Below are 21383 nucleotides of genomic sequence, written 5' to 3'. Positions count from 1 at the left end.
GGTGCGGGGGCCGCAGCCTTCATCCTGCGGCGCGCAGGGCGCTGGCGGCCTTCATCACGGCCGCGACATGGCCGGTCACCTTGACCTTGCGCCATGCCTGCACCAACCGCCCCTGCGCATCGACGAGGAAGGTCGCGCGCTCGATCCCCATGTAGGTACGGCCGTACATGGATTTTTCCACCCAGACGCCATAGGCCTCCGTCACTTCGCCCGTCGCGTCGGAGGCAAGGGGGAAGGACAGGTTCTGGGCGTCGGCGAATTTCTCGATGGCGGGCATGGCGTCGCGTGACACGCCGATCACGGCGATGCCCGTGCTGCCCAGTTCGTCGAGCGCCTCCTGGAAACCGCACGCTTCCTTGGTGCAGCCCGAAGTGTTCGCCTTGGGGTAGAAATACAGGATGAACGGCTTTCCACGCAGTGCCGACAGGCTGACGCGGCGGCCACAGCTTGCGGCCATGTCGAAATCGGGCACGGGCGCGCCGGGTTCGGGAAAGACAGGGGGTGAAGTCTCATTCATCACGAAATGCCTTTGAAACTCATCGTGGGAAAAATCATCGTGGGGCGGATGGGGGAAACCCACCCTTCATGCCGCCGTGTTTGTGTGGGGCTTTGCGCCGTTGCGCAACGGTTTCCTTCATGCCCCGCCCTGCGTGTCGCCAATGGCGGGCAGGGGGGCGATCAGGCGGCTGAAGGCGTCGCGCACGTGGTGCGCCATGTCATCCATGCACGCAAGCATGTCCGCTTCGTCATGGACGCCGAGTTCACGCACCATGATCTCCTGCGCCGCTGGGGGCAGGTGGTCGGGAATTTCCGTGCCCATCAGGATGCGCAGCATGCTCTGCGCCGAACGCCAGAACAGGTCCGCCCGCCGCAGCAGGCGTGCATCCGCAGCCGACAGCATGCCCGCGCGCGCCAGCCGCGAAAATGCCACGCGCGTGCAGGGCGAACGCGCGGCGGGGCGGGCGGCCAGAAGTTGCAGCCCCTGTGCGATGAATTCGACCTCCATCAGCCCCCCGGCCCGGCGCTTGATGTCCCATGGCCCCTGCGGCGGCAGGTCGCGCATCAGGCGCGCGCGCATCGCACGCACATCCTCGCGCAGCGTGTCCGGCGTCACGGCGCGCCCGGTATCGGCTTCCCCGTCGAGTGCCGCGTCAATCGCCGCGCGCAGGCGGCGCGTCAGTTCCGGCGGCCCCGCCACGATACGCGCGCGCGTCAGGGCCATGCGTTCCCACGTCCAGGCGGATTCCGCATGGTAACGCCGGAACGAGGAGAGCGAGACCGCGACCGGCCCCTTCGATCCCGACGGGCGCAGGCGCATGTCGGCCTCGTACAGCGGGCCTTCGGCGCCCGGCGCGGTCAGGGTGGCAATGAAGGCATGCGCCAGCCGCACGAAATAGGTGCCCGCCCCCAGCGCCCGCGCCACGGGCATGCCCGCCCGCCGCGTGCGGGGCACCACGCTTTCCATGACGTCATCGGGGTGGTCGAACACCAGCATCAGGTCAAGGTCGGAGCCGGGCATCATCTCCCGCGATCCGGCCTTGCCCATCGCCACCACCGCCATCGCCCCGCCCGGCACATGGCCGTGGCGGGCGCGATGTTCCGTCGTGACGGTACGCAGCAGTCCGCGCATGACCGCATCGGCCATCGCGGTGCGCACGCGCGCGGTACGGTCCTCGGTCATGCGATGTTCGAGGCGCGCGACGGAGAGGCGGAATTCCTCCCCGCAGACAAGGCCGCGCAGCACCGGCAGCAGGCGCTCCGGCCCCGCCGCCTGCGCCACGGCCTGCGCCACGTGCTGGCGCACCAGTGTCACGGCGGCGCGGGCGGTGTCGTCCGTGGCCTCGATCATGCTGGCATCCAGCAGTCCGTCGAGCGCGGAGGGCGCCTGCGCCAGATGGTTGGCCAGGAACGCGGAACAGTCCAGCACGGTCATGATCCGGTGCACCAGCGCGGGATTGCGTTCCAGCAGCGAGAGGAACTGCACCCCCGCCCATTGCCGTTCGAGCAGCGAGTCAAAGCGGCGCAGCACCGTCAGCGGGTCACGCCGCGCCCCGATTTCACGCAGTATCCCCGGCAGGAGGCGATGCAGCAGCATCCGCGCGCGGTCCGAACGCAGCGCGCGCAGGCGGTTGGTGTCCCAGCGTTGCAGGATGGCGCGCGCATCATCGAGCGTCGCGGCCGCGAACCCCGCCTGTTCCAGCCGCTCGCCAAGCTCCGCGTCCTCTGGCGCGATGGTCTCGTCCGGGCGGCCGGGTTCGGAGAACTGCTGTTCGAAGATGCGGCGCGACTCCTGCATGGTGGGCAGCATGGCGCGGGCAAGGGCGGGACCGTCCGCCTCGTTCATGAAAATGGCGAACTGTGCGAATCTGTCGGCGGTCTCGGGCAGTTTGTGCGTCTGGTGGTCGGCGCGCATCTGCAGGCGGTGTTCGACCTGTCGCATCATGTGGTAGTTGCGAGACAGGATTGTGTATTGCGCATGTGTGATCAGGTCCGCCTGCGTCAGGCGCCGCAGCGCGCCCAGCGTCGTGGGGGCGCGCAGGTCCGGCCTGCGCCCGCCCCAGACCAGTTGCAGCGCCTGCGCCACGAACTCCACCTCCCGGATGCCGCCCTGTCCCAGCTTCACGTCATGGCCCAGCAGCCAGTCGCGCATGGCCAGGGCGCAGGCGGATGTGTCGCCCGCCACGTCAGGCAGTCCGCCACGCCCGGCATTCCGGTGCCTGTCGATGCGTGCTTTCATGTCGTGGATGTCGTCAATCACCGCGAAATCAAGATGACGCCGCCAGACAAAGGGCTGGATCGCGGCAAGGAAACGCTGCCCCGCGGCGATGTCGCCCGCGACCGGGCGCGCCTTGATCATCGCGGCGCGTTCCCATGTGCGGCCCATGCTTTCATAATAGGTGATGGCCGTGGGAAACGAGACGGCCAGCGGCGTGGCCGACGGGTCGGGACGCAGGCGCAGGTCGGTACGGAAAACGTAACCATCTGCATCGCGCGCTTCCATCAGGCCGACAAGGTCGCTAGTCATGCGGACGAAGATACGCCGCAGGTCCTCGTGTTCGGGGTGGCAGGCCGGGTCGTAAAGGACGATCAGGTCGATATCGGAGGAGTAGTTCAGTTCCCGCGCGCCCAATTTCCCCATGGCCAGGACAACGAAGCCACTGCCGCGCGCAGGCTCGTCCGGGTCAGGCAGAACCAGATGGCCCGCATCGTGGGCCGTGCGCAGCAGATGCCTGACCGCGACCTGCAGGGTTGTTTCGGCCAGGTGGCTCAGCGCGTGCGTCACCTGCTGCAGCGACCATGCCCCCCCGATGTCGGCCAGCGCGATCGTCAGGGCGGCATGCCGCTTGGCCGTGCGCAGGGCATGGGCGATCGCGTGGCGGGGCTGCCGTGGCGATTCGGCGCGCACATGGGCAAGGATGTCGCGCATGACGGTGTCCGGTCCCTCATGCAGGAGGCGCGCGAAAAGGTCGGTGTCACGCCGCGCAAGGTCCGACAGGTAGGGGCTGTTGCCCCCCATTGCGGCCACCATCGCGGCGACGGGCGGGATGGACAGCCACGCCGCGTCCAGGCCATGTTCGGCAAAGGCGCGCGCCATGTCCTCGTGCAGCAGTCGTGCGCCGCGCGCATCGGCCGGCGCGGGCCATGTGCAGGCGCGCCATCCGCGATGGAGGTCGGGGGCAGCAGGGGCGTGGGACATCCGGGACAACCTGGGCAGCAGTGGCGACGTGGCGCACGATCGCGCCGGGGCGCAGCGTGGACGCCATGAAGCACGACGGTCAAGATGCCCCCGCGTCGTCGGCCACGCCACCCGACGGGGCGAACGGCACGCCTGGCACTGCCCCCGGCGGCGCGCAGGGGGGGCGGCTGCGCCTGATCGGGTTGCGGGTGCTGCGCGTGCTGGTGTGGACCGCGCTGGCATGTATCGTCGGGCCGGCGGTGCTGCTGCTGGTCCTGACGCTGCGCCTGTCGGCGGGGCCGATCGACGTGACGCCGGTGGTGCGGATGATGACGCCGCTGTCGGTCCTGCACGGGTCGGGGACAAGCCGGCGGCAGGGACGCCTGACGGTGCAGCATGTGCGCATCGGCTGGAACGCGCTGCATGCGGGCATCCGCACCCCTCTGGAAGTCTGGGCTGACAATGTCGCGATCATGAGCGCCGATGGCACCGTCGCCAACAGCATCAGCCACGGGCATGTCATCCTCGACACGCCCGCGCTTGTGCATGGTGACGTGGTGCTGGAACGGCTGTCGGTCAGTGACGTCCACCTTGCGCTGGCGCGCAACCGGGCGGGGGATATCGGGCTTGACCTTGGTCCCGGCACGCCGGAGGACAGCACCCATTCCCATGGGGGTTCGGTGAACCTGTCGCTCCTGCGGCGGATCATCGTTTCCGACGCGCAGGTGAAATTCAGCGACCAGATCTCAGGCCGGACATGGCAGACGCGCGATGCCTCGGCCAACCTGCATGTCCTGTCCTATCACGGGCAGGTCGGCGCCAGCGGGTCGATCGGCTTCATGCTGGAGGGAAGCGGCAAGCACCTTGTCATGCGCGGCGAAGGCAAGGAGACCGCGCCGGGGCATGTCAGCTGGACCATGAAGCTCGATCCCGTCAGCCCGTCCGCCTTCGCGCCGGGGCAGAAGGAGGTCGCGCCGCTCGACCTGCCGGTGGGCGGGACGCTGCAGGTGTCGCTTGCGGCCGATGGCACGGGGCAGTTCATGGTGCCGCGCACGCTGGGGGCCTATCTGAAGGTCGGTAACGGCACGGTGGTCACGCGCCGCAACGGCACGCTTCTGGTGGGGGACGGGCAGGCCCATCTTGTCGCCTCCTTCGATCCCGGTCCGGCCGATGCGCCGTTCGATGGTCCCGTTCGCGCCACGCTGGAGAAGATGGTCGTGCACCTGCGCGCGCCCGGCCACCCGGCCGATGACGGCAGCGGCCCGACGCTGACGGCGACGGGCAGCCTGCATGCGTCGTCCATGCTGCATCCGCATGATGTCGGCATCGGCGTCTCGGCCGAGGCGCTGGCCCTCGATTTCGCGACACTGGGGGATTTCTGGCCGCCCGGCGCGATGAAGGGCGCGCGGCGCTGGGTGACGACGAACATCACCAAGGGCCATGTCAGCGAACTGCAGGCGCGTGTCGGGCTGGTCAGCCATGATGGCTGGGACGGGCTGGATCTGACGTCGCTGGCGGGGGACATCCGTGCGGAGGGGATGGAGCTGTACTGGCTGCGCCCGATCCCGCCGCTGCATGACATGGATGCCCACCTGACGTTCGAGGGACCGGACGAGATCGCGATCAGCTTCGGCCATGCCTACCAACTGGTGGACCGCACCGACCGCCATGTCAACGCGACCGGCATCGGCCGGATCGAGGTCGGGCCGGGTTCCATGCTGATCACCGGCCTGATGAAGAAGATCCAGATGGGGGACATCAACACCACCCTGCAGGGCAATGCGCGCGACATCCTTGCCCTGCTGGCGGAACCGCGGCTGAACGTGCTGTCGCGCCACCCGATGAGCTTCACCTCCCCTTCGGGCAGGGCCAACGTCTCGCTGCATATCGCGCTGCCGCTCGATGCGCATGTCAAGCTGGCGCAGATCGACCTGCGCACCCATACCGACCTTGCGCAGGTGCATCTGGGCAATGTGGTGATGGGCCGACCGCTCGATGCCGGGCGTTTCGGCATCGACGCCTCGATCGACGGGCTGATGCTCAAGGGGACGGGGAACCTGTCGGGCATCCCTTCCTCCATCCTCTATACGATGGATTTCCGCTCCGGCCCGTCGGACCGCGCGGTGGAAAGTGCGAGCGTGCAGGGATACCTGACACCTGCCGGCCTGCGCCGCGCGGGCCTTGACATGGGGGATCATTTCGGCGGCAGCGCGGCGCTGGACGTGGATTATGACCGCTATTCCGGTGGCAGGGCGCAGGTGGATATCGACCTTGACCTCAAGCGTTCGGCCCTGACCATCCCGATCTGGAGCAAGCAGGTGGGCGAGGACGCCAATGCCTCCGTCGTCATCAACCTCGACCACGGGCATGTCTCCTCCATCGAGGACATCCGCGCGGCCGGTCCCGAACTGCTGATTGACGGGCATGCCGAAACGGCGGAGGGGAAGGGCAGGCGGCTGATCCTGCATGGCTTCCGCGTCGGGCGGTCGAACGGCAATGCCATCATCACCATCCCGGCGGGGGAGAAGGAGCCGTATGGCGTGTCGGTCGCAGCGCGCGTGCTCGACCTTTCCCCGCTGCTGACCTACCAGCGCCAGGACGAGAAGGCCGCCACGGGCGCCGCCGCCCCGGCAAAGGGGTATCACATGCCCGAAGCCGCGACCGGCCGGGTGAAGGGCGCGCCGGGGCATAGCTGGAACATCAATGTCGATGCGCGCACCGTCTTCTATACCCGGATGCAGTCGATCCAGGGCGTGCGCAGCCATCTGGAGGATGACGGCGTGCGCCTGACGCGTGCGTCGTTCTCCATGACCGGGCCGACCGCCGCTTCCGCCACGCTGACGCCGCGGGGACAGAGCAGGGTGCTGTCGATGCATATCGCGGACCTTGGCGCGCTGCTGAAGGACATGAAGCTTGGCGACCGCATGGAGGGCGGGCAGGTCGATCTGGAAGGATCGTTCGATGACGTGGACCTCAGCGCGCCATTCTCCGGCGAACTGACGACCGGGCCGTTTGTCCTGCGCCAGGTGCCCGCCGTGGTGCGCATGGTCAACAATGCCTCCATCTATGGCTGGATGAAGGCCCCGCATGCGCCGGAATTCGAGGTCGAGCACGTCAAGATGCCCCTGACGTTCCGCGATGGGGTGGTCAACATCACCGATGGCCTGGTCAGCAATGCGTCGCTGGGCGCGACGGTGGCGGGGCGCATCAACCTCGACAAGGCGACGCTGGACCTTGACGGGACGATCATCCCGGCCTTTGCGGTCAATGCCGCCCCCGGCCACCTACCCGGCGTGCTGGGCTGGCTGTTCAGCCCGGAAAAGAATGGTGGCGTGGTGTCGGCGACATACCAGATCAACGGGTCGTTCGATAACCCGAGCGTGCATGTCAATCCGTATGCCCTGCTGCTGCCCGGCTTCCTGCGTGACCTGACCCACATGCACTGATCCGGAAATGGGCGCGCCGGCCGGGACGCTTTTATTCCGGGCCGGAAAGAAATGCCGGAATCAGTCTTTGAAACTTTGGTTTTGCGGGATTGTCAGCCATTGTGGTCCTGGCCGGTCGATTTCGTTCTTTCGCAACATGGCTGGATATTGGCAAAAAGAAGTGTTCCCTTTCATGACGCGTCCTTTTCATCGTCGAAAAGCCCTGATGACTGCGGCCTCGCTGGCCGGGCTGTCCGCACTGCCGGGATGCGCGGGTGCGCGTTCGCGCCGCCATGACCTTGATGCGGATGTGCGCCATCTTCCGGTCATCCGGGCGCGTAACGACCGGATCGACCGCATCACGGTCTGCCTGCGCCCCTTCCGCGCGGCGGGGCCGCGTCTGGAGGTCGAGCAGGTCGGCCGCAAGTCGGTCGTCCATAACTATGGGCATGGGGGAAGCGGCTGGTCGCTGTCGTGGGGGACGGCGAAACTGGCGGTTGAACGTGCCGCGATCAGTCCCGGGCAGAAGATCGGCGTGATCGGCTGTGGTGCGATCGGGCTGACGACGGCCATCGTCGCACAGCAGGCCGGCGCGCAGGTCACGATCTATGCCCAGGAAACGCCGCCCTTCGTGCGCTCCGCCCGGGCATCGGGAAGCTGGACGCCGTCTTCGCGCATCGTGAAGACGAGCAACCTGACACCTGAATTCGCAGCCCGGTGGGAGCAGATGGCCCGCTATTCCTTCTCCTGCTACCAGAACCTGCAGGGATTGCCGGGCAATCCGATCGAATGGGACACGTTCTATGGACTGAAGTCGCGTGATGCCCGGCCGACGCCACCCGATCCCATCGGCTTTGCCGAACTTGGCGATCGTATCCGCGACATCGAACCACAGGGTAACCGGGTTCCGGTTCATGATGCCCGCCTGCCTTATTGCGAGGTGCTCAAGCAGCCGAACCTGATCTTCAACGTCACCACCTATGCCGACTACCTCATGCGGCAGTTTTTCGAGCGTGGCGGCAAAATCCGGACCATGACGCTGCATCACCCGTCGGAACTGACGGCCCTGCCGGATCCCGTCTTCATCAACTGCACCGGCTATGGCGCGCGTGCGCTGTGGAATGACGAGAGCATCATTCCGGTCCGGGGGCAGATCGCATGGCTGATTCCGCAGCCGGAGGCGCTGTTCAGCATGGAATATGAAAATGTCTATGTCGTCTCCCGCCGTGACGGCATCGTCGTGCAGTGGCAGGGCGAGGATATGGGACACGGATATAATCGCACCGATGAGACGCCCAATGTGGACGAAGCGCGCAGGGGTGTTTCCATCATCAACGGTCTGTACAAAAGCATGGGCTATAACGTCTGAATCCGGACCCATCCGGTTTTGACAGGATAAAGTAATAAAAGTTTTTGGGTGCCGCCTTTTGATCGAAAAAGGCGGCGTTCTTTCGAAGCTTTTTGAAAAAAGCTTCACCAAAAACTTTTACTCATGCCTCCGGCGTGATGCGGTCGCGGGATGGCAGCAGGAACAGCACCGTCAGCAGCGAACAGGCGATGCAGCCCGTGACATACCAGTAGAACCAGTCCTCGTGCCCGGCCTGCTTGAACCACAGCGCCACATATTCCGCCGTCCCGCCGAATATCGACACCGTCAGCGCATAGGGCAGGGCGACGCCAAGGGCGCGGATACGCGCGGGGAAGAGTTCCGCCTTCACCACCGCATTGATCGACGTATAGCCCGAAATGCACAGCAGCGCCGTCACCAGCAGGCCCAGCGCCACGACGGGGGAAGACGCATGCGCCATCGCATGCATCAGCGGGACGGTGACGGTGCAGCCGATGATGCCGAACGACAGCAGCAGCGGCCGCCGTCCGATGCGATCCGATAGCGCGCCGAAGAAGGGCTGCGCCAGCGCGAAGACCGCAAGGGCGGTGGTGGAAATGACGGTCGAGGCTTCCTTGGTCAGTCCCGTCGTGTTGACGAGGTATTTCTGCATGTAGATGGTGAAGGTATAGAACGCGACCGTCCCGCCAAGCGTCAGGCCACAGACCGCCACGACCTCCCGCGGGTGATGCAGCAGCACCCGCACCCCCCCCTTTGTCGCCGGGTCGCGGGTCGCGTTGCTGAACTGCTCGCTTTCGACCATGCCGCGCCGGAACCACAGCACCGACAGCGCCAGCAGCGCGCCGATGCCGAACGGGATGCGCCATCCCCATGCCCCGATCTGCTGCGGTGTCAGGACCGCGAACTGCAGCACCAGCAGCACGACAAGGGCGAGCAGCTGCCCCGCCACCAGCGTCACATACTGGAAACTGGCGTAGAACCCGCGCTGGGCCGGGGGCGCGATTTCCGAAAGATAGGTGGCGCTGGCCCCGTATTCCCCGCCGAGGCTGAGACCCTGCACCAGACGTGCCAGCAGCAGGATGGCCGGCGCGAACACGCCGATGCTGTCATATCCGGGGCACAGCGCGATCGTCAGCGACCCGACGCACATCGCCAGCACCGAGAGGCTGAGCGCGAAGCGGCGTCCATGCCGGTCGGCCACCAGCCCCATGATCCATCCCCCGATCGGGCGCATCAGGAACCCGATGGCAAAGATCGCCGCACTGCGCAGCAGTTCCGCCGTCTGGTTGCCGTGGGGAAAGAACGCATGGGCGAAATACAGCGAAAACGCCGCATAGACGTACCAGTCGTAATATTCGATCAGGTTGCCCGATGAACCGGCGATGATGCTGTGTATCCGCTGGCGGGTGGTCAGCGGGGCATGGGGCAGGGGAGGGATTTCCATATAGGTCCGAACTGTTTTCGCGTCTGGTGTGGGAAGGATGGCGGGATCAGGCGTTATGCGCGCCGGTGCTCAGGACCGGGCGGTCGGCTTCCTCCTCCGGGATGCTCCCGCTGAGTGCGGCGTGCAGGCGCTGCGTGTCCAGTTCGTTTTCCCACCGCGCCAGCACGATGGTGGCCACCGCATTGCCGATGATGTTCGTCAGTGATCGGCATTCCGACATGAACCGGTCGATCCCCAGGATCAGGGCCATGCCGCTGACGGGCACGTCGGGCACCACCGCAAGGGTCGCGGCCAGCGTGACAAATCCCGCCCCGGTCACGCCCGCGGCCCCCTTGGAACTGATCATCGCCACAAGCAGCAGGGAGACCTGCTGCCCCAGCCCCAGATGCACGCCCGTCGCCTGCGCGATGAACAGGGCGGAGAGCGACATGTAGATGTTGGTGCCATCAAGGTTGAAGGAATAGCCCATCGGCACCACCAGCCCCACGACCGATGGCGCGCAGCCCGCGTTCTCCATCTTGGTCATCAGGGTCGGCAGCGCGGATTCCGACGAACTGGTGCCCAGCACGATCAGCAGCTCCTCGCGCAGGTAGGCCAGCAGCGGCAGTATGCGAAACCCGTTATATCGCGCCACCAGACCCAGCACGACCACGATGAACAGCGCCGACGTGGCATAGAACGTGACCACGAGGAAGGCGAGGTTGAGCACGGACCCGATGCCAAAGCGCCCGATGGTAAACGCCATCGCCCCGAACGCCCCGATCGGGGCCGCCAGCATTACCAGCCGCACGACCCCGAAGACGAGTTCGGTCAACTGCTTGAACAGCGACAGGATGGCATGCCCGCGCGCGCCCATGTGCGACAGGCTGATGCTGAACAGGATCGCGATCAGCAGCACCTGCAGGATATCGCCCGACACAAAGGCGCTGAGCACGGTGTCGGGGATGATGTTGAGCATGAACCCGCTGAAGGAATGGGCCTGCGCGCGCGCCACGAACGCGGCGACGGAGTGCGCGTCCATGCTGGACGGGTCGGCATGCACGCCAGCGCCGGGGCGCACGATGTTGGCGACCAGCATCCCCACCACCAGCGCAAGGGTGGAGAAGGTCAGGAAATAGACCATCGCCTTGCCCGCAAGGCGCCCCGCCTTGCCAAGGTCCGACAGGCCCGCGACCCCCGTCACCACCGTCAGGAAGATGACCGGCGGGATGATCATCTTGACCAGCCGGATGAACCCGTCGCCCAGCGGCTGGAGCGCGGTTCCCGCATGGGGCCAGAAATGGCCGACCGCAATCCCGGCGACAACCGCGACGATGACCTGGAAATACAGGCTCCGGAACGGGGAACGCTGCTGGGACGCGGGTGGCGGGGAAACGTGGATCATGGGGGTGGGGCCTTGGTGAGGAAACAGGTCCGGCCATGCCGGGGAAAGGGAAGTGGGTAAGGGATGCAGCCTATCGTGCCCGTGGCGGATCGGGGATTGAAAAACTGGTGACCGGGCGGGACGCGGGCCACGTCCGGCATAGCATGAAGATCAGATATTCCAAAAATGTATGGTCGGCCTGCCATAACTGCATTACAGCCTGTGGACATGGTTTGTTCTTTTGAACGTGCATAACGGCCCTGGGGGATACCTGATTTGTTCGATACGCTGAGCACGATCGCGATATGGGTGGCCGCGCTGGGGTCGGGGCTTGCGTGCCTGCTGCTGCTTCCGCTGCTGCGCCAGCGCGAGGGCGGGCAGGGGGAGGAAGACCTGCTTGCGCGCCTGTATGTGATGATGGAGCGCGAGGGCAGCGCCCGCATGGCCGATGCGGAACACCAGCGCGCGCGGCTTGCGGAAATCGAGCGCGTCCTGACCGGCCGGATCGAGCAGCGCCACCAGGACACGTCGCAGGGCCTTGGCCGCATCGCCAATATCGTCAGCCGCGAGATGGGGGAGATGCGCCTGAGCCAGTCGGAGGCCCTGCGCGCCATGGCCGCCGAAAGCGCCAGCCAGCTTGAGGCGATCCGCCTTGCGGTCAATGAACGCCTGCATGAGGCGGTGGAACGGCAGATGCAGACCTCGTTCCAGCGCGTGCTCGAACAGCTTGGCGCCATGCAGAAGGCGATGGGCGAGGTCTCGGCCATGACCGCGCAGGTGGGCGACCTCAAGCGGCTGTTTTCCAACGTCAAGACGCGCGGTGGCTGGGGGGAGGCGCAGTTGCGCGCCATCCTCGATGACGTGCTGCCCGAAGGTTCGTACGAGATGAACTGCCGCCTGAGCGACAAGAGCCGCGACGTGGTCGAATTCGCCGTGCGCATGCCGGTCAGGGCGTCGGTGCCGCCCGTGCTGGCGATTGATTCCAAATTCCCGACCGAGGCGTATGAACGGCTGCTGCAGGCGGTCGAGGACGTCAATCCCGACGCCGAACGCGCCGCCCGCCGCGCGCTGGAGACCACCGTGCGGATCGAGGCGCGCAAGATCGCCGCCAAATACATCCTGCCTCCCGTCACGGTGGAATTCGCCGTCCTCTACCTGCCGACCGACGGGCTGTATGCGGAGGTCGCGCGCATTCCCGGCCTGATCGACGAAATCGGCCGCACCAGTCGCGTCATCATCATGGGGCCGGGCCTGATGCCCGCCATGCTGCGCACGATCCACCTCGGCTATGTCACGCTGGCGCTGGAAAAGCGTACGGATGACATCGCCCGCCTGCTTGGCGCGACACGCCAGGAAATGCTGCGGATGGACGGCGTGCTCGAAAAGCTGGCGCGCAACGCCTCGGCCATGAGCAACTCGATCGACGAGGCACGACGCCGCACCGGCATCGTGACACGGCAGTTGCGCGACCTTGACACTGCGTCGTTCGTTGGGGACATGACGGACGATCCCGCCCACCACGAGGGGCCGCCCGTCACCGCGCCGCTGGAGTGAAAGGGATTTTAATAGGCGCGCGCCGTCCTCCTCGCACATAGTCGGAGCTGTCATGATAGGTCCCAACACCCCCGATCGCGTTGAAAACACGACCTCCCCCGCGATTTCCGCCGGGCCGAGCGTGCTTCTGGTCGAAGATGACGTGAAGATCGCGCAGGAAGTGGTGGAGGAACTCGAAAGCCGCCGTTTCCGCGTCCGGCACGAGGTTTCGGGATCGCAGGGGCTGGAGGTCGGGCTTGCGCATGAATTCGACGTGATGATCGTCGACCGCATGCTGCCCGAACTCGACGGCCTCAGCCTGATCGAGACGCTGCGCGAACGCAGGGTGCGTGCGCCGGTGCTGGTGCTGTCCGCGCTGTCGGCGGTCGATGACCGTGTCAGCGGCCTCAAGGCGGGGGGCGACGACTACCTGACCAAGCCGTTCGCGATGGAGGAACTTGCCGCCCGGCTCGAGGCGCTGCTGCGTCGCCCCAACAACTCGCGCGAGACGATGCTCCATGCCGGGCCGCTGACGATGGACCTGATCGAACGCACCGTGACGCGCGACGGGGAGCCGATCGAACTGCTGCCGCGCGAATTCAGGCTGCTGGAATACCTGATGCGCCGCCCCGACCAGGTGCTGACACGCAACATGCTGCTGGAGGATGTGTGGAATTACCGCTTCATCCCGCAGACGAACCTTGTCGACGTGCATATCGGCAAGCTGCGGCGCAAGGTGGACGAAGCAGGCGCCCCTTCCCTGATCCAGAGCATACGCGGCGCCGGGTTCATGCTTCGTGTTTCTAAATGAACTGTTCCGGACCGCGACATTCCGCCTGACGCTGGCGGTTGTCGCGGCCATGATCGGGTCGGCCGCGTTCCAGTTCTTCCTTGGCTACAGCCAGGCCACCGTGTTCGAAGCGCGGCGTTCGGATACGCTGCTGTATCGCGAAGCCGCCCTGCTGCAGACCGAAAGCGCGGAGGACCTGGAGCGCAAGGTCCGTGACCGCGCGACCGATGACCTGCGCGTCATCATGAATGTCACGACACTGTTCAGCCAGGACCACCAGTACATCGTGGGCGACCTGCATGACTGGCCCGACGGGCTGGTGGTGGACGGGCATGTCCATGAAATCAACATCCAGCCCCCCGCCAGCGGCATGCCCCCCGGTGGCGCGGCGGCGGAACATTCGCCCGGCGTGCTGCGCATGCTGGCGGTGAACGTGCGCGGCGGGCGTGTCCTCGTGCTGGGGCGAAGCTGGCACATGCGCAGCGAACTGCGCCTGATGATGCGCCATTCGCTGCTGGTGTCCATCGTGCCGACGGTGCTGTTCGCGCTGATGACCGGGATCGTGCTCAGCCACCGCGCCCTTGCCCGCGTCAAGGACATGCACGAGGCCATCGACCGGATCATGGAAGGCGACCTGCACGAACGTCTGCCTGCCGGGCGGCAGCGCGATGACCTGCAGCGCCTTGCCGGCAGCGTCAACAGGATGCTCGACCGGCTTGAGCGCCTGATGGACGAGATCCGCGATGTCGGCAACGACATCGCCCACGACCTGCGCACGCCGTTGACGCGTGTGCGCGCGCGCCTCGACCGGGCGCGTTCCGCCGGACATTCGGCCGAGGCGCTGCGCAATGTCATCGCGCGCGCCATCGACGACCTTGACCAGTCCTTTGCCGTCATCACCGCGCTGCTGCGCATTGGCGAGATCGAGAATGGCCGCCGCCGGGTCGGGTTCGGGATGGTGGACCTCGACAGCCTCGCCGACGACATCATCGACCTTTACGAACCCATTGCCGAAAGCCGGGGCATCATGCTGGCGCATGTGCGCGGGCCGGGCGTGGGGGAGGTGCATGGCGACCGCGACCTGCTGATCGAGGTGCTGGCCAACCTGGTCGACAACGCCATGAAGTTCACGCCGGAGGGCGGGCATGTCACGATCCGCACCGGCGGCGACGCGCAGGGCGTGACGCTGGAGGTCGAGGATACGGGAATCGGCATCCCGCCGGAGGAACGCCGCGCGGTGACGGGGCGTTTCTACCGCTCCGACAAGAGCAGGCACGTTCCCGGCAGCGGGCTTGGGCTGAGTCTGGTCTGGGCGATCGTGCAACTCCATAACGCCAGCCTGCGCATTGGCGCCGCGCGGTGTGACGCCAGCCTGCCGGGCGCGGTTTTCACCATATGTTTCGCCCCCGCACCCCATGCGCCCCCCCCGCCAGAGGAGGAGGCGTGAAGACATTAAACAGAATTTTCATTTGTCTGGGGCGTTCCCCATTTTAACACGAAATGAGGGACGGAGAGATTATGACGATGCATGAGCAAGCCTTGCCGGGCGCACGCGATGGGGAAAACCCTTTCCCGCCCGCAATGGAAAACGCCACCGGCGACCGGACTCCAGCGCCGGAGGAAGCAACCCGCGCATGAATGGTATCGTTGTTACCGCGCTCAAGCGGCCTTACACGTTCGTCGTCCTGTCCATCCTGATTGTTGTCTTTGGCGTGCGGGGCCTGCTGCGCACCCCCACCGACGTCTTTCCCAGCATCAACATCCCCGTCGTCGCGATCTGCTGGACCTATACCGGCCTGATGCCGGAGGACATGTCCGGCCGCGTCGTCTATTATTACGAACGTGCGCTGACCGCGACGGTCAACAATATCGAACATATCGAAAGCCAGTCCTATTACGGGCGCGGCATCGTCAAGGTGTTCTTCCAGCCCGGGACCGATACCGCCGTGGCGCAGACGCAGATCACGTCCGTGTCGCAGACGGTCATCAAGCAGATGCCCGCCGGCATGACCCCGCCGCTGGTGCTGACCTACAACGCGTCCTCCGTCCCGGTGCTGACGCTGCAGGTGTCGTCGGATTCCATGACCGCCTCGCAGATCTATGACATGTCGTCCAACCTGATCCGCCCGGCGCTGGTGTCGGTGGCGGGGGCGGCCATCCCCAACCCGTATGGCGGCCAGCCGGGCAACATCATGGTCGACCTCGACCAGACGAAGCTGCTGGCGCATGGCCTGTCGGCCACCGACATCGGCAACGCGCTGGGCAAGCAGAACATCGTCCTGCCCGCCGGTGACCAGCAGATCGGCGCCTTCGACTACATGGTGCAGACCAACGCCTCGCCCGAGGAGATCGACAGCTTCAACAACATGCCGATCAAGCAGGAAGGCAACTCCGTCGTCTACCTGCGTGACGTGGCGTGGGTGCATGCGGGCGGGCCGCCGCAGACCAACATGGTGCTGGTCAAGGGGCACCAGGCGGTCCTGATCGTCATCATGAAAAGCGGTGACGCCTCCACCCTGTCGGTCGTCAGCGGGATTAAGGCGCTGCTGCCGGGCATCATAAAGACGCTGCCGGCAGGGGTGAACATCACCGTGCTGGGCGATGCCTCCACCTTCGTGAAGGAGGCGGTGCGCGACGTGGTGCAGGAAATGGGCACCGCCGCCCTGCTGACCAGCCTCGTCGTGCTGCTGTTCCTGGGGTCGTGGCGCTCGACGGTCATCATCGCGACCTCAATCCCGCTGGCGATGCTGTGCTCGGTCATCGGGCTGGGCATGGCGGGGCAGACGATCAACGTCATGACGCTTGGCGGGCTTGCGCTTGCGGTCGGCATCCTCGTCGATGACGCCACCGTCATGATCGAGAACATCGACGCCCATCTGGAAATGGACAAGGACCTGGAAACCGCGATCATCGACGCGGCGAACCAGATTGTCATCCCCACCTTCGTGTCCACCCTGTGCATCTGTATCGTGTGGATGCCGCTGTTCCAGTTGACCGGGGTTGCGGGCTGGCTGTTCATGCCGATGGCCGAGGCGATCATCTTCGCCATGATCGCCTCCTTCATCCTGTCGCGCACGCTGGTGCCGACGATGGCGAAATACATGCTCGCGGCGCAGGTCGCGGCGCACCATGCGCTGGCCGCCGGGAAGATCGCACCGTCGCAGAGCATCTTCGCGCGCTTCCAGCGCGGGTTCGAGGCGTATTTCGTCATCTTCCGCAACCGCTACCGCGACATCCTGATGCACCTGCTGGCCACGCGCAGGCGCTTCGTGCCGCTGTTCTCCCTGCTGGCGTTCTGCTCGCTCGGTCTGCTGTTCTTCGCGGGACAGGATTTCTTCCCTGAAATCAATTCCAACGCGCTGTCGATCCACATGCGCGCCCCGCTCGGCACCAAGATCGCGGAAGCCGGCAAGATCTCCATGCTGGTGAACTACGAGATCGAGCGCCTGCTCCCCGGCGAGGTCGAGGGCATCGTCAATAACTGCGGCCTGCCGTTCAGCCCGCTGAACCAGGCCTTCATTCCCACCCCCACCGTCGGCACGCAGGACTGCGATCTGACGGTGACGCTGAAGGACGAGGAAGCGCCGGTTGCGAAATATCGCGCCATCCTGCGCAAGGGGCTGGCGGAGAAATTCCCCGGCACCGAGATCACCTTCATGCCGGCCGACCTGACGGCGAAGATCCTGAATTTCGGCCTGCCCGCGCCGATCGACGTGCAGGTGTCGGGGCGCAACCTGTATGGCAATTTCGATTTCGCGGAGCACCTTGCCGCCCGCCTGCGCAAGATCACCGGCGTGGCCGATGTGTCGGTGCAGGAACCGATGAACACCCCGACCCTGCGTGTCAACGCGCGCCGGACCTACGCGCTGGGCACCGGCCTGACGGAAGCGGACGTGGCGAACAATGCGCTGGCCGTGCTGTCGGGTAGTGGCCAGGTCTCGCCCACCTACTGGCTGGACCCCAAGACGGGGGTGTCGCATCTGGTGGATATCCAGACGCCGCTGCAGTTCCTGCAGACGATGAACGACCTGGAGACGATCCCCATCGACCGTGGCGACGGCAACCCGCAGAACCTGCCGCCGCAGATCCTCGGCGGCCTCAGCCAGATCGTGCAGACCGGCACGCCGGGGGAGGTCGCGCATTACAACATCATGCCGGTCTTCGACATCTACGCCACGAACGAAGGGCTGGACCTTGGCACCGTCTCGCGCGAGGTGACGCGTGTGGTGGAGGAGGAGCGCAAGTCGCTGCCCCACGGGTCGAGCCTGTATGTCCGCGGGCAGGCGACAACCATGAACGGCGCCTATACGCAGTTGATATCCGGCCTCGCGATGTCGATCCTGCTGGTCTATCTGATCATTGTCGTCAATTTCCAGTCGTGGCTTGACCCCTTCATCATCATCACCGCGCTGCCCGGTGCGCTGGCCGGTATCGCATGGAGCCTGTTCCTGACGCATACCGCGCTGTCGGTGCCGGCGCTGACGGGGGCGATCATGTGTATGGGCACCGCGACGGCGAACTCCATCCTTGTGGTGTCCTTCGCGCGGGAGCGGATGGACCTGCACGGCGACGCGGTCAAGGCGGCGATCGAGGCGGGGTTTGAACGTATCCGCCCCGTGCTGATGACCGCGTCGGCCATGATCATCGGCATGCTGCCCATGTCGCTGAGCAATTCGCAGAACGCGCCGCTGGGCCGTGCGGTGATGGGCGGCCTGCTGGTGGCCACCTGCGCCACGCTGCTGTTCGTGCCGTGCGTGTTCGCGCTCATTCATTCAAGAAAATCCAAGACCACGACTGCCGAGGGAGAACGCGCATGACGGGCGCCGATGATATCAAGGGCCAGCGCGGGCGCGGCAGCAGGATCTGGGTCGGGCTGGGGGTGGTGGTCGTGGCCGTCATCGTCGTCGGCGGGATTGTCGAACGGCGCATGCATGTCGAAAGCCTGACCCGCCAGACCGCCGATGCCGCCATCCCCCGCGTGCAGGTGATCGAACCCGAACACGGGCCAAAGACCCGCACGCTGGACCTGCCGGGCAATATCTCCGCCTGGTACCAGGCCCCGATCTATGCGCAGGTCTCGGGCTATGTGCAGATGTGGTACAAGGATATCGGCGCGAAGGTGAAGGCGGGCGAGATCCTGGCCACCATCGACACGCCGGGCCTCGATGCGCAGTATGCCGCGTCGAAGGCCAATTTCGACGTGGCGATGGCGCGCTACAAGCTGGCGCAGATCACGGCGAAACGCTGGAAGGCGCTGCAGGGCACGCAGGCCGTCTCGCAGCAGGAGGTCGATGTGCAGGCCGCCAATGCGGAGGCGCAGGCCGCCGAGGTCGAGGCCGCCCGGCACGAGGTCTCCCGCTATGCCGCGCTGATCGGGTTCAAGCAGATCGTCGCCCCGTTTGATGGCGTGGTGACGTCGCGCCTTGCCGATGTGGGTGATTACGTGAACGCGGGCGGCGGGGATGTATCCTCCAGCGGGACGGCGACCGAACTGTTCAGCGTGGCCGACGTGCACCGCATGCGCGTGTTCGTGTCCGTGCCGCAGGATTATGCCGACATCATCGGGCCGAAGCTGACGGGTGACATCACCGTGCCGCAGTATCCGGGGCGTGTGTTCAAGGCGAAGTTCCTTGCCACGGCCAAGGCGTTCAACGCCGCGACCCGCACGGTGACGACCGAACTGGTGGTCGATAATGACAAGCGCGAACTGTGGCCTGATTCCTATGCCACGGTGCATTTCACAGCCCCTGGCGACCCGGATATCCTGATCCTGCCCGAAGGTGCGCTGCTGTTCCGTGCGCAGGGCATGCAGGTGGCCGTGGTGGACGACCATAACCGCATCAGGCTGCGCAATGTCACGGTGGGGACGAACCTTGGCACCAAGGTGCAGATCCTTGCCGGGGTGGGGCTGCATGACCGCGTGGTCAACAACCCGTCCTCCGGCCTGCTGGAGGGGCAGGAGGTGTACCTGGTCGGCTCCACCCCCGGATATAACGACGTGGGCGCGTCGGCGATGGCCAGGGCGCCCACGACCGATGCGACGAAGGATGACGATGTCCGGGCCATGCCGTCCGACCAGGGGGCGACGGACGCCGGGGCGCGCCGATGAGGGGACGCTTCATGTGGATGCGCGCGCGCCGCCGGTCAATGCGCGCGGCCTGCCTCGCCGGATGCGCGATGATGGCCGCGGGCCTTGGCGGGTGCGTGGACCTCGCGCCGAAATACAGGCATGCGCATTACCTCTACCCTGACAACTGGAAGGGGGAGGGGATCATGCATTACGGCGTCCCGGCCGATGATGCGCCACGGGGGGACTGGTGGACGGTCTTCAACGACCCGCTCCTCAACCAGCTGGAGGAACGGGCGGGACGGCTGAACCCCGACCTGCAGGCGGCGGCGGAAACCTTCACGCAGGCGCGTGACCTCTCGGCGGAGGCCGCATCGGAACTGTACCCGCAGATCGGCGGCAATGCCGGGGCGTCGAACAACCAGGCGTCCCAGCACCGCCTGTGGCGTGGTGCGGGGTCGCAGGGCCCGACCTACATGTCATCGCAGCAATGGGGCGCATCCGTCCGGTGGGAGCCGGATTTCTGGTCCGCGATCCGCAACCGCAAGCGCATGCGCCAGCAGCAGGCACAGGCATCCGCCGCCGATTTCGCCGTGGCGCGGCTGAGCATCCAGTCCGAACTGGCCAATGACTACATGCAACTGCGCGGCATGGACGCGCAGCATGCGGTGTACCAGGACTCGATCGGTTATTATGAAAAGGCGGTGCAGATCACCAAGATGCGCCAGGCCGGGGCGATCGCGGCGGGGATCGACGTGTCGCGCGCGCAGACGCAGCTTTCGGCGACACAGGCGTCCGACACCGACCTTCTGGCGCGCCGCGCGGTGATGGAACATGCGATCGCGGTGCTGGTGAATGTCTCGCCTTCCGCCTTCCACATCGCGCCGGTTTCCGAAATCCGCTTCCCGAAGGTGAAGATCGCGACGGGGATTCCCTCCACCCTGCTCGAACGCCGTCCCGATGTCGCCAGCGCCGAACGCAACATGGCGCAGGCGAACCGGGCGATCGGCGTGTCGCGCGCGGCGTTCTATCCCCACGTGACCTTCAGCGCCATGGCCGGGTTCATGGATAATGGCTTCACCCTCGATAAGTTCGCCAACGGCATGTACAACTACGCCGCGCAGGCGGTGCTGCCGCTGTTCCAGGGGGGCATGCGGCGCGCCGAACTGCAGCGCAGCTGGTCGCAGTACCGCCAGGCGGAGGACCGTTACCGCGCCACCGTGCTGGCGGCCTTCAAGGACGTGGAGGACGGCCTGAGCCTGACCCACGACCTTGATGTCGAGGCCAACCAGGAAGGCGAGGCCGTCAAGGCGTCGCTGCGCACGCAGAACATGACGATGCAGCTTTATACCGGTGGGCTGACCAACTACCTCGACGTGGTGGTGGCGCAGGTGGCGGCGCTGACCGCGCGCATCGCGGAGGTGCAGGTCGAAACCCGCTACATGCAGGCGCAGGTGGAACTGATCCGCGCGCTTGGCGGGGGCTGGGACAGCAGCCAGCTGCCCAACCACAAACAGATCCGCCCGTTTGGCCCGCTGCAGTACTCCCACCTGCGGATTCCAAAGGCGGCCGGCGGCGTGAACGTGGACAATGGCGCGGAGTCGAAAGACCTCCAGATGCCTGCCCTGTCGGGGGAGGGGTTGACAGCCCCCCCGAATCAGCGGTAGGTGCCCGCCTCTTATCGGAACGCGGGAGGTCCATTGCCTCTGCCATGTCATGGCGGGGGTGACCGCCTGA

The 21383-nt window shown here is 65.9% G+C and carries 12 protein-coding genes; 8 read left to right on the top strand and 4 right to left on the bottom strand.

Annotation, left to right across the window (positions count from 1 at the left end; all coding sequences use genetic code 11):
• Positions 1–19: 19 nt before the first annotated feature.
• Together KMAL_RS04905 and KMAL_RS04900 are read right to left on the bottom strand one after the other, a co-directional pair.
• Positions 20–517 (bottom strand): peroxiredoxin, encoded by a 498-nt coding sequence (locus KMAL_RS04905; protein WP_110094656.1) that lies wholly within the window; start codon positions 515–517, stop codon positions 20–22.
• A 117-nt stretch (positions 518–634) separates the two neighbouring features.
• A complete protein-coding gene (locus KMAL_RS04900; RefSeq protein WP_110094634.1) occupies positions 635–3697 on the bottom strand; it encodes a bifunctional [glutamine synthetase] adenylyltransferase/[glutamine synthetase]-adenylyl-L-tyrosine phosphorylase in 3063 nt (1020 codons plus the stop codon).
• Positions 3698–3717: 20 nt separating this feature from the next.
• Between KMAL_RS04900 and KMAL_RS04895 the strand changes: the two genes are divergently transcribed.
• Both KMAL_RS04895 and KMAL_RS04890 read left to right on the top strand, forming a co-directional pair.
• A complete protein-coding gene (locus tag KMAL_RS04895; protein ID WP_338043480.1) occupies positions 3718–7122 on the top strand; it encodes an AsmA-like C-terminal region-containing protein in 3405 nt (1134 codons plus the stop codon).
• A gap of 172 nt (positions 7123–7294) precedes the next feature.
• The gene (locus KMAL_RS04890) at positions 7295–8470 is read left to right on the top strand and encodes an FAD-dependent oxidoreductase (protein ID WP_110094633.1); all 1176 of its coding nucleotides are present in this window, start codon (positions 7295–7297) and stop codon (positions 8468–8470) included.
• A gap of 121 nt (positions 8471–8591) precedes the next feature.
• Here the strand turns inward: KMAL_RS04890 and KMAL_RS04885 are convergent, their stop codons facing one another.
• Positions 8592–9893, bottom strand: a complete 1302-nt coding sequence (locus KMAL_RS04885; RefSeq protein ID WP_110094632.1) for an MFS transporter — start codon at positions 9891–9893, stop codon at positions 8592–8594.
• 46 nt (positions 9894–9939) lie between these two features.
• Entirely contained in the window at positions 9940–11277 is a 1338-nt protein-coding gene (locus tag KMAL_RS04880; RefSeq protein ID WP_110094631.1) for a dicarboxylate/amino acid:cation symporter, read from the bottom strand.
• A gap of 246 nt (positions 11278–11523) precedes the next feature.
• On the opposite strand from KMAL_RS04880, the gene KMAL_RS04875 reads away from it, so the two are divergent.
• The 6 genes from KMAL_RS04875 (at position 11524) to KMAL_RS04850 (ending at position 21313) form a co-directional block, all read left to right on the top strand.
• Positions 11524–12810 (top strand): DNA recombination protein RmuC, encoded by a 1287-nt coding sequence (locus KMAL_RS04875; protein ID WP_110094630.1) that lies wholly within the window; start codon positions 11524–11526, stop codon positions 12808–12810.
• 52 nt (positions 12811–12862) lie between these two features.
• On the top strand, positions 12863–13600 hold the full coding sequence (locus tag KMAL_RS04870; protein ID WP_110094629.1) for a response regulator transcription factor: 738 nt from the start codon (positions 12863–12865) through the stop codon (positions 13598–13600).
• The gene (locus KMAL_RS04865; RefSeq protein ID WP_110094628.1) at positions 13587–15026 is read left to right on the top strand and encodes a sensor histidine kinase; all 1440 of its coding nucleotides are present in this window, start codon (positions 13587–13589) and stop codon (positions 15024–15026) included. The genes KMAL_RS04870 and KMAL_RS04865 overlap by 14 nt, the downstream gene beginning before the upstream one ends.
• 187 nt (positions 15027–15213) lie before the next feature.
• Entirely contained in the window at positions 15214–18396 is a 3183-nt protein-coding gene (locus KMAL_RS04860; RefSeq protein ID WP_110094627.1) for an efflux RND transporter permease subunit, read from the top strand.
• Entirely contained in the window at positions 18393–19688 is a 1296-nt protein-coding gene (locus KMAL_RS04855; protein ID WP_110094626.1) for an efflux RND transporter periplasmic adaptor subunit, read from the top strand. The genes KMAL_RS04860 and KMAL_RS04855 overlap by 4 nt, the downstream gene beginning before the upstream one ends.
• Positions 19685–21313: an efflux transporter outer membrane subunit gene (locus KMAL_RS04850; protein WP_408887891.1), complete on the top strand. Its 1629-nt coding sequence runs from the start codon at positions 19685–19687 to the stop codon at positions 21311–21313. Before KMAL_RS04855 ends, KMAL_RS04850 begins: the two co-directional genes overlap by 4 nt.
• The last annotated feature ends 70 nt before the right edge of the window (positions 21314–21383 follow it).

Origin of the sequence: Novacetimonas maltaceti (assembly GCF_002906255.1) — a bacterium.
GTDB lineage: Bacteria > Pseudomonadota > Alphaproteobacteria > Acetobacterales > Acetobacteraceae > Novacetimonas > Novacetimonas maltaceti.
The sequence above is the reverse complement of the archived record's forward strand: the minus strand, read 5'-3'. Positions and strand labels throughout refer to the sequence as shown.

Bases quoted from the DNA above. Each gene is read 5' to 3' on its own strand.
- KMAL_RS04855 (WP_110094626.1), top strand. From the start codon at position 18,393: ATGACGGGCGCCGATGATATCAAGGGCCAGCGCGGGCGCGGCAGCAGG.
- KMAL_RS04900 (WP_110094634.1), bottom strand. From the start codon at position 3,697: ATGTCCCACGCCCCTGCTGCCCCCGACCTCCATCGCGGATGGCGCGCC.
- KMAL_RS04880 (WP_110094631.1), bottom strand. From the start codon at position 11,277: ATGATCCACGTTTCCCCGCCACCCGCGTCCCAGCAGCGTTCCCCGTTC.
- KMAL_RS04860 (WP_110094627.1), top strand. From the start codon at position 15,214: ATGAATGGTATCGTTGTTACCGCGCTCAAGCGGCCTTACACGTTCGTC.
- KMAL_RS04870 (WP_110094629.1), top strand. From the start codon at position 12,863: ATGATAGGTCCCAACACCCCCGATCGCGTTGAAAACACGACCTCCCCC.
- KMAL_RS04890 (WP_110094633.1), top strand. From the start codon at position 7,295: ATGACGCGTCCTTTTCATCGTCGAAAAGCCCTGATGACTGCGGCCTCG.
- KMAL_RS04850 (WP_408887891.1), top strand. From the start codon at position 19,685: ATGAGGGGACGCTTCATGTGGATGCGCGCGCGCCGCCGGTCAATGCGC.
- KMAL_RS04885 (WP_110094632.1), bottom strand. From the start codon at position 9,893: ATGGAAATCCCTCCCCTGCCCCATGCCCCGCTGACCACCCGCCAGCGG.
- KMAL_RS04905 (WP_110094656.1), bottom strand. From the start codon at position 517: ATGAATGAGACTTCACCCCCTGTCTTTCCCGAACCCGGCGCGCCCGTG.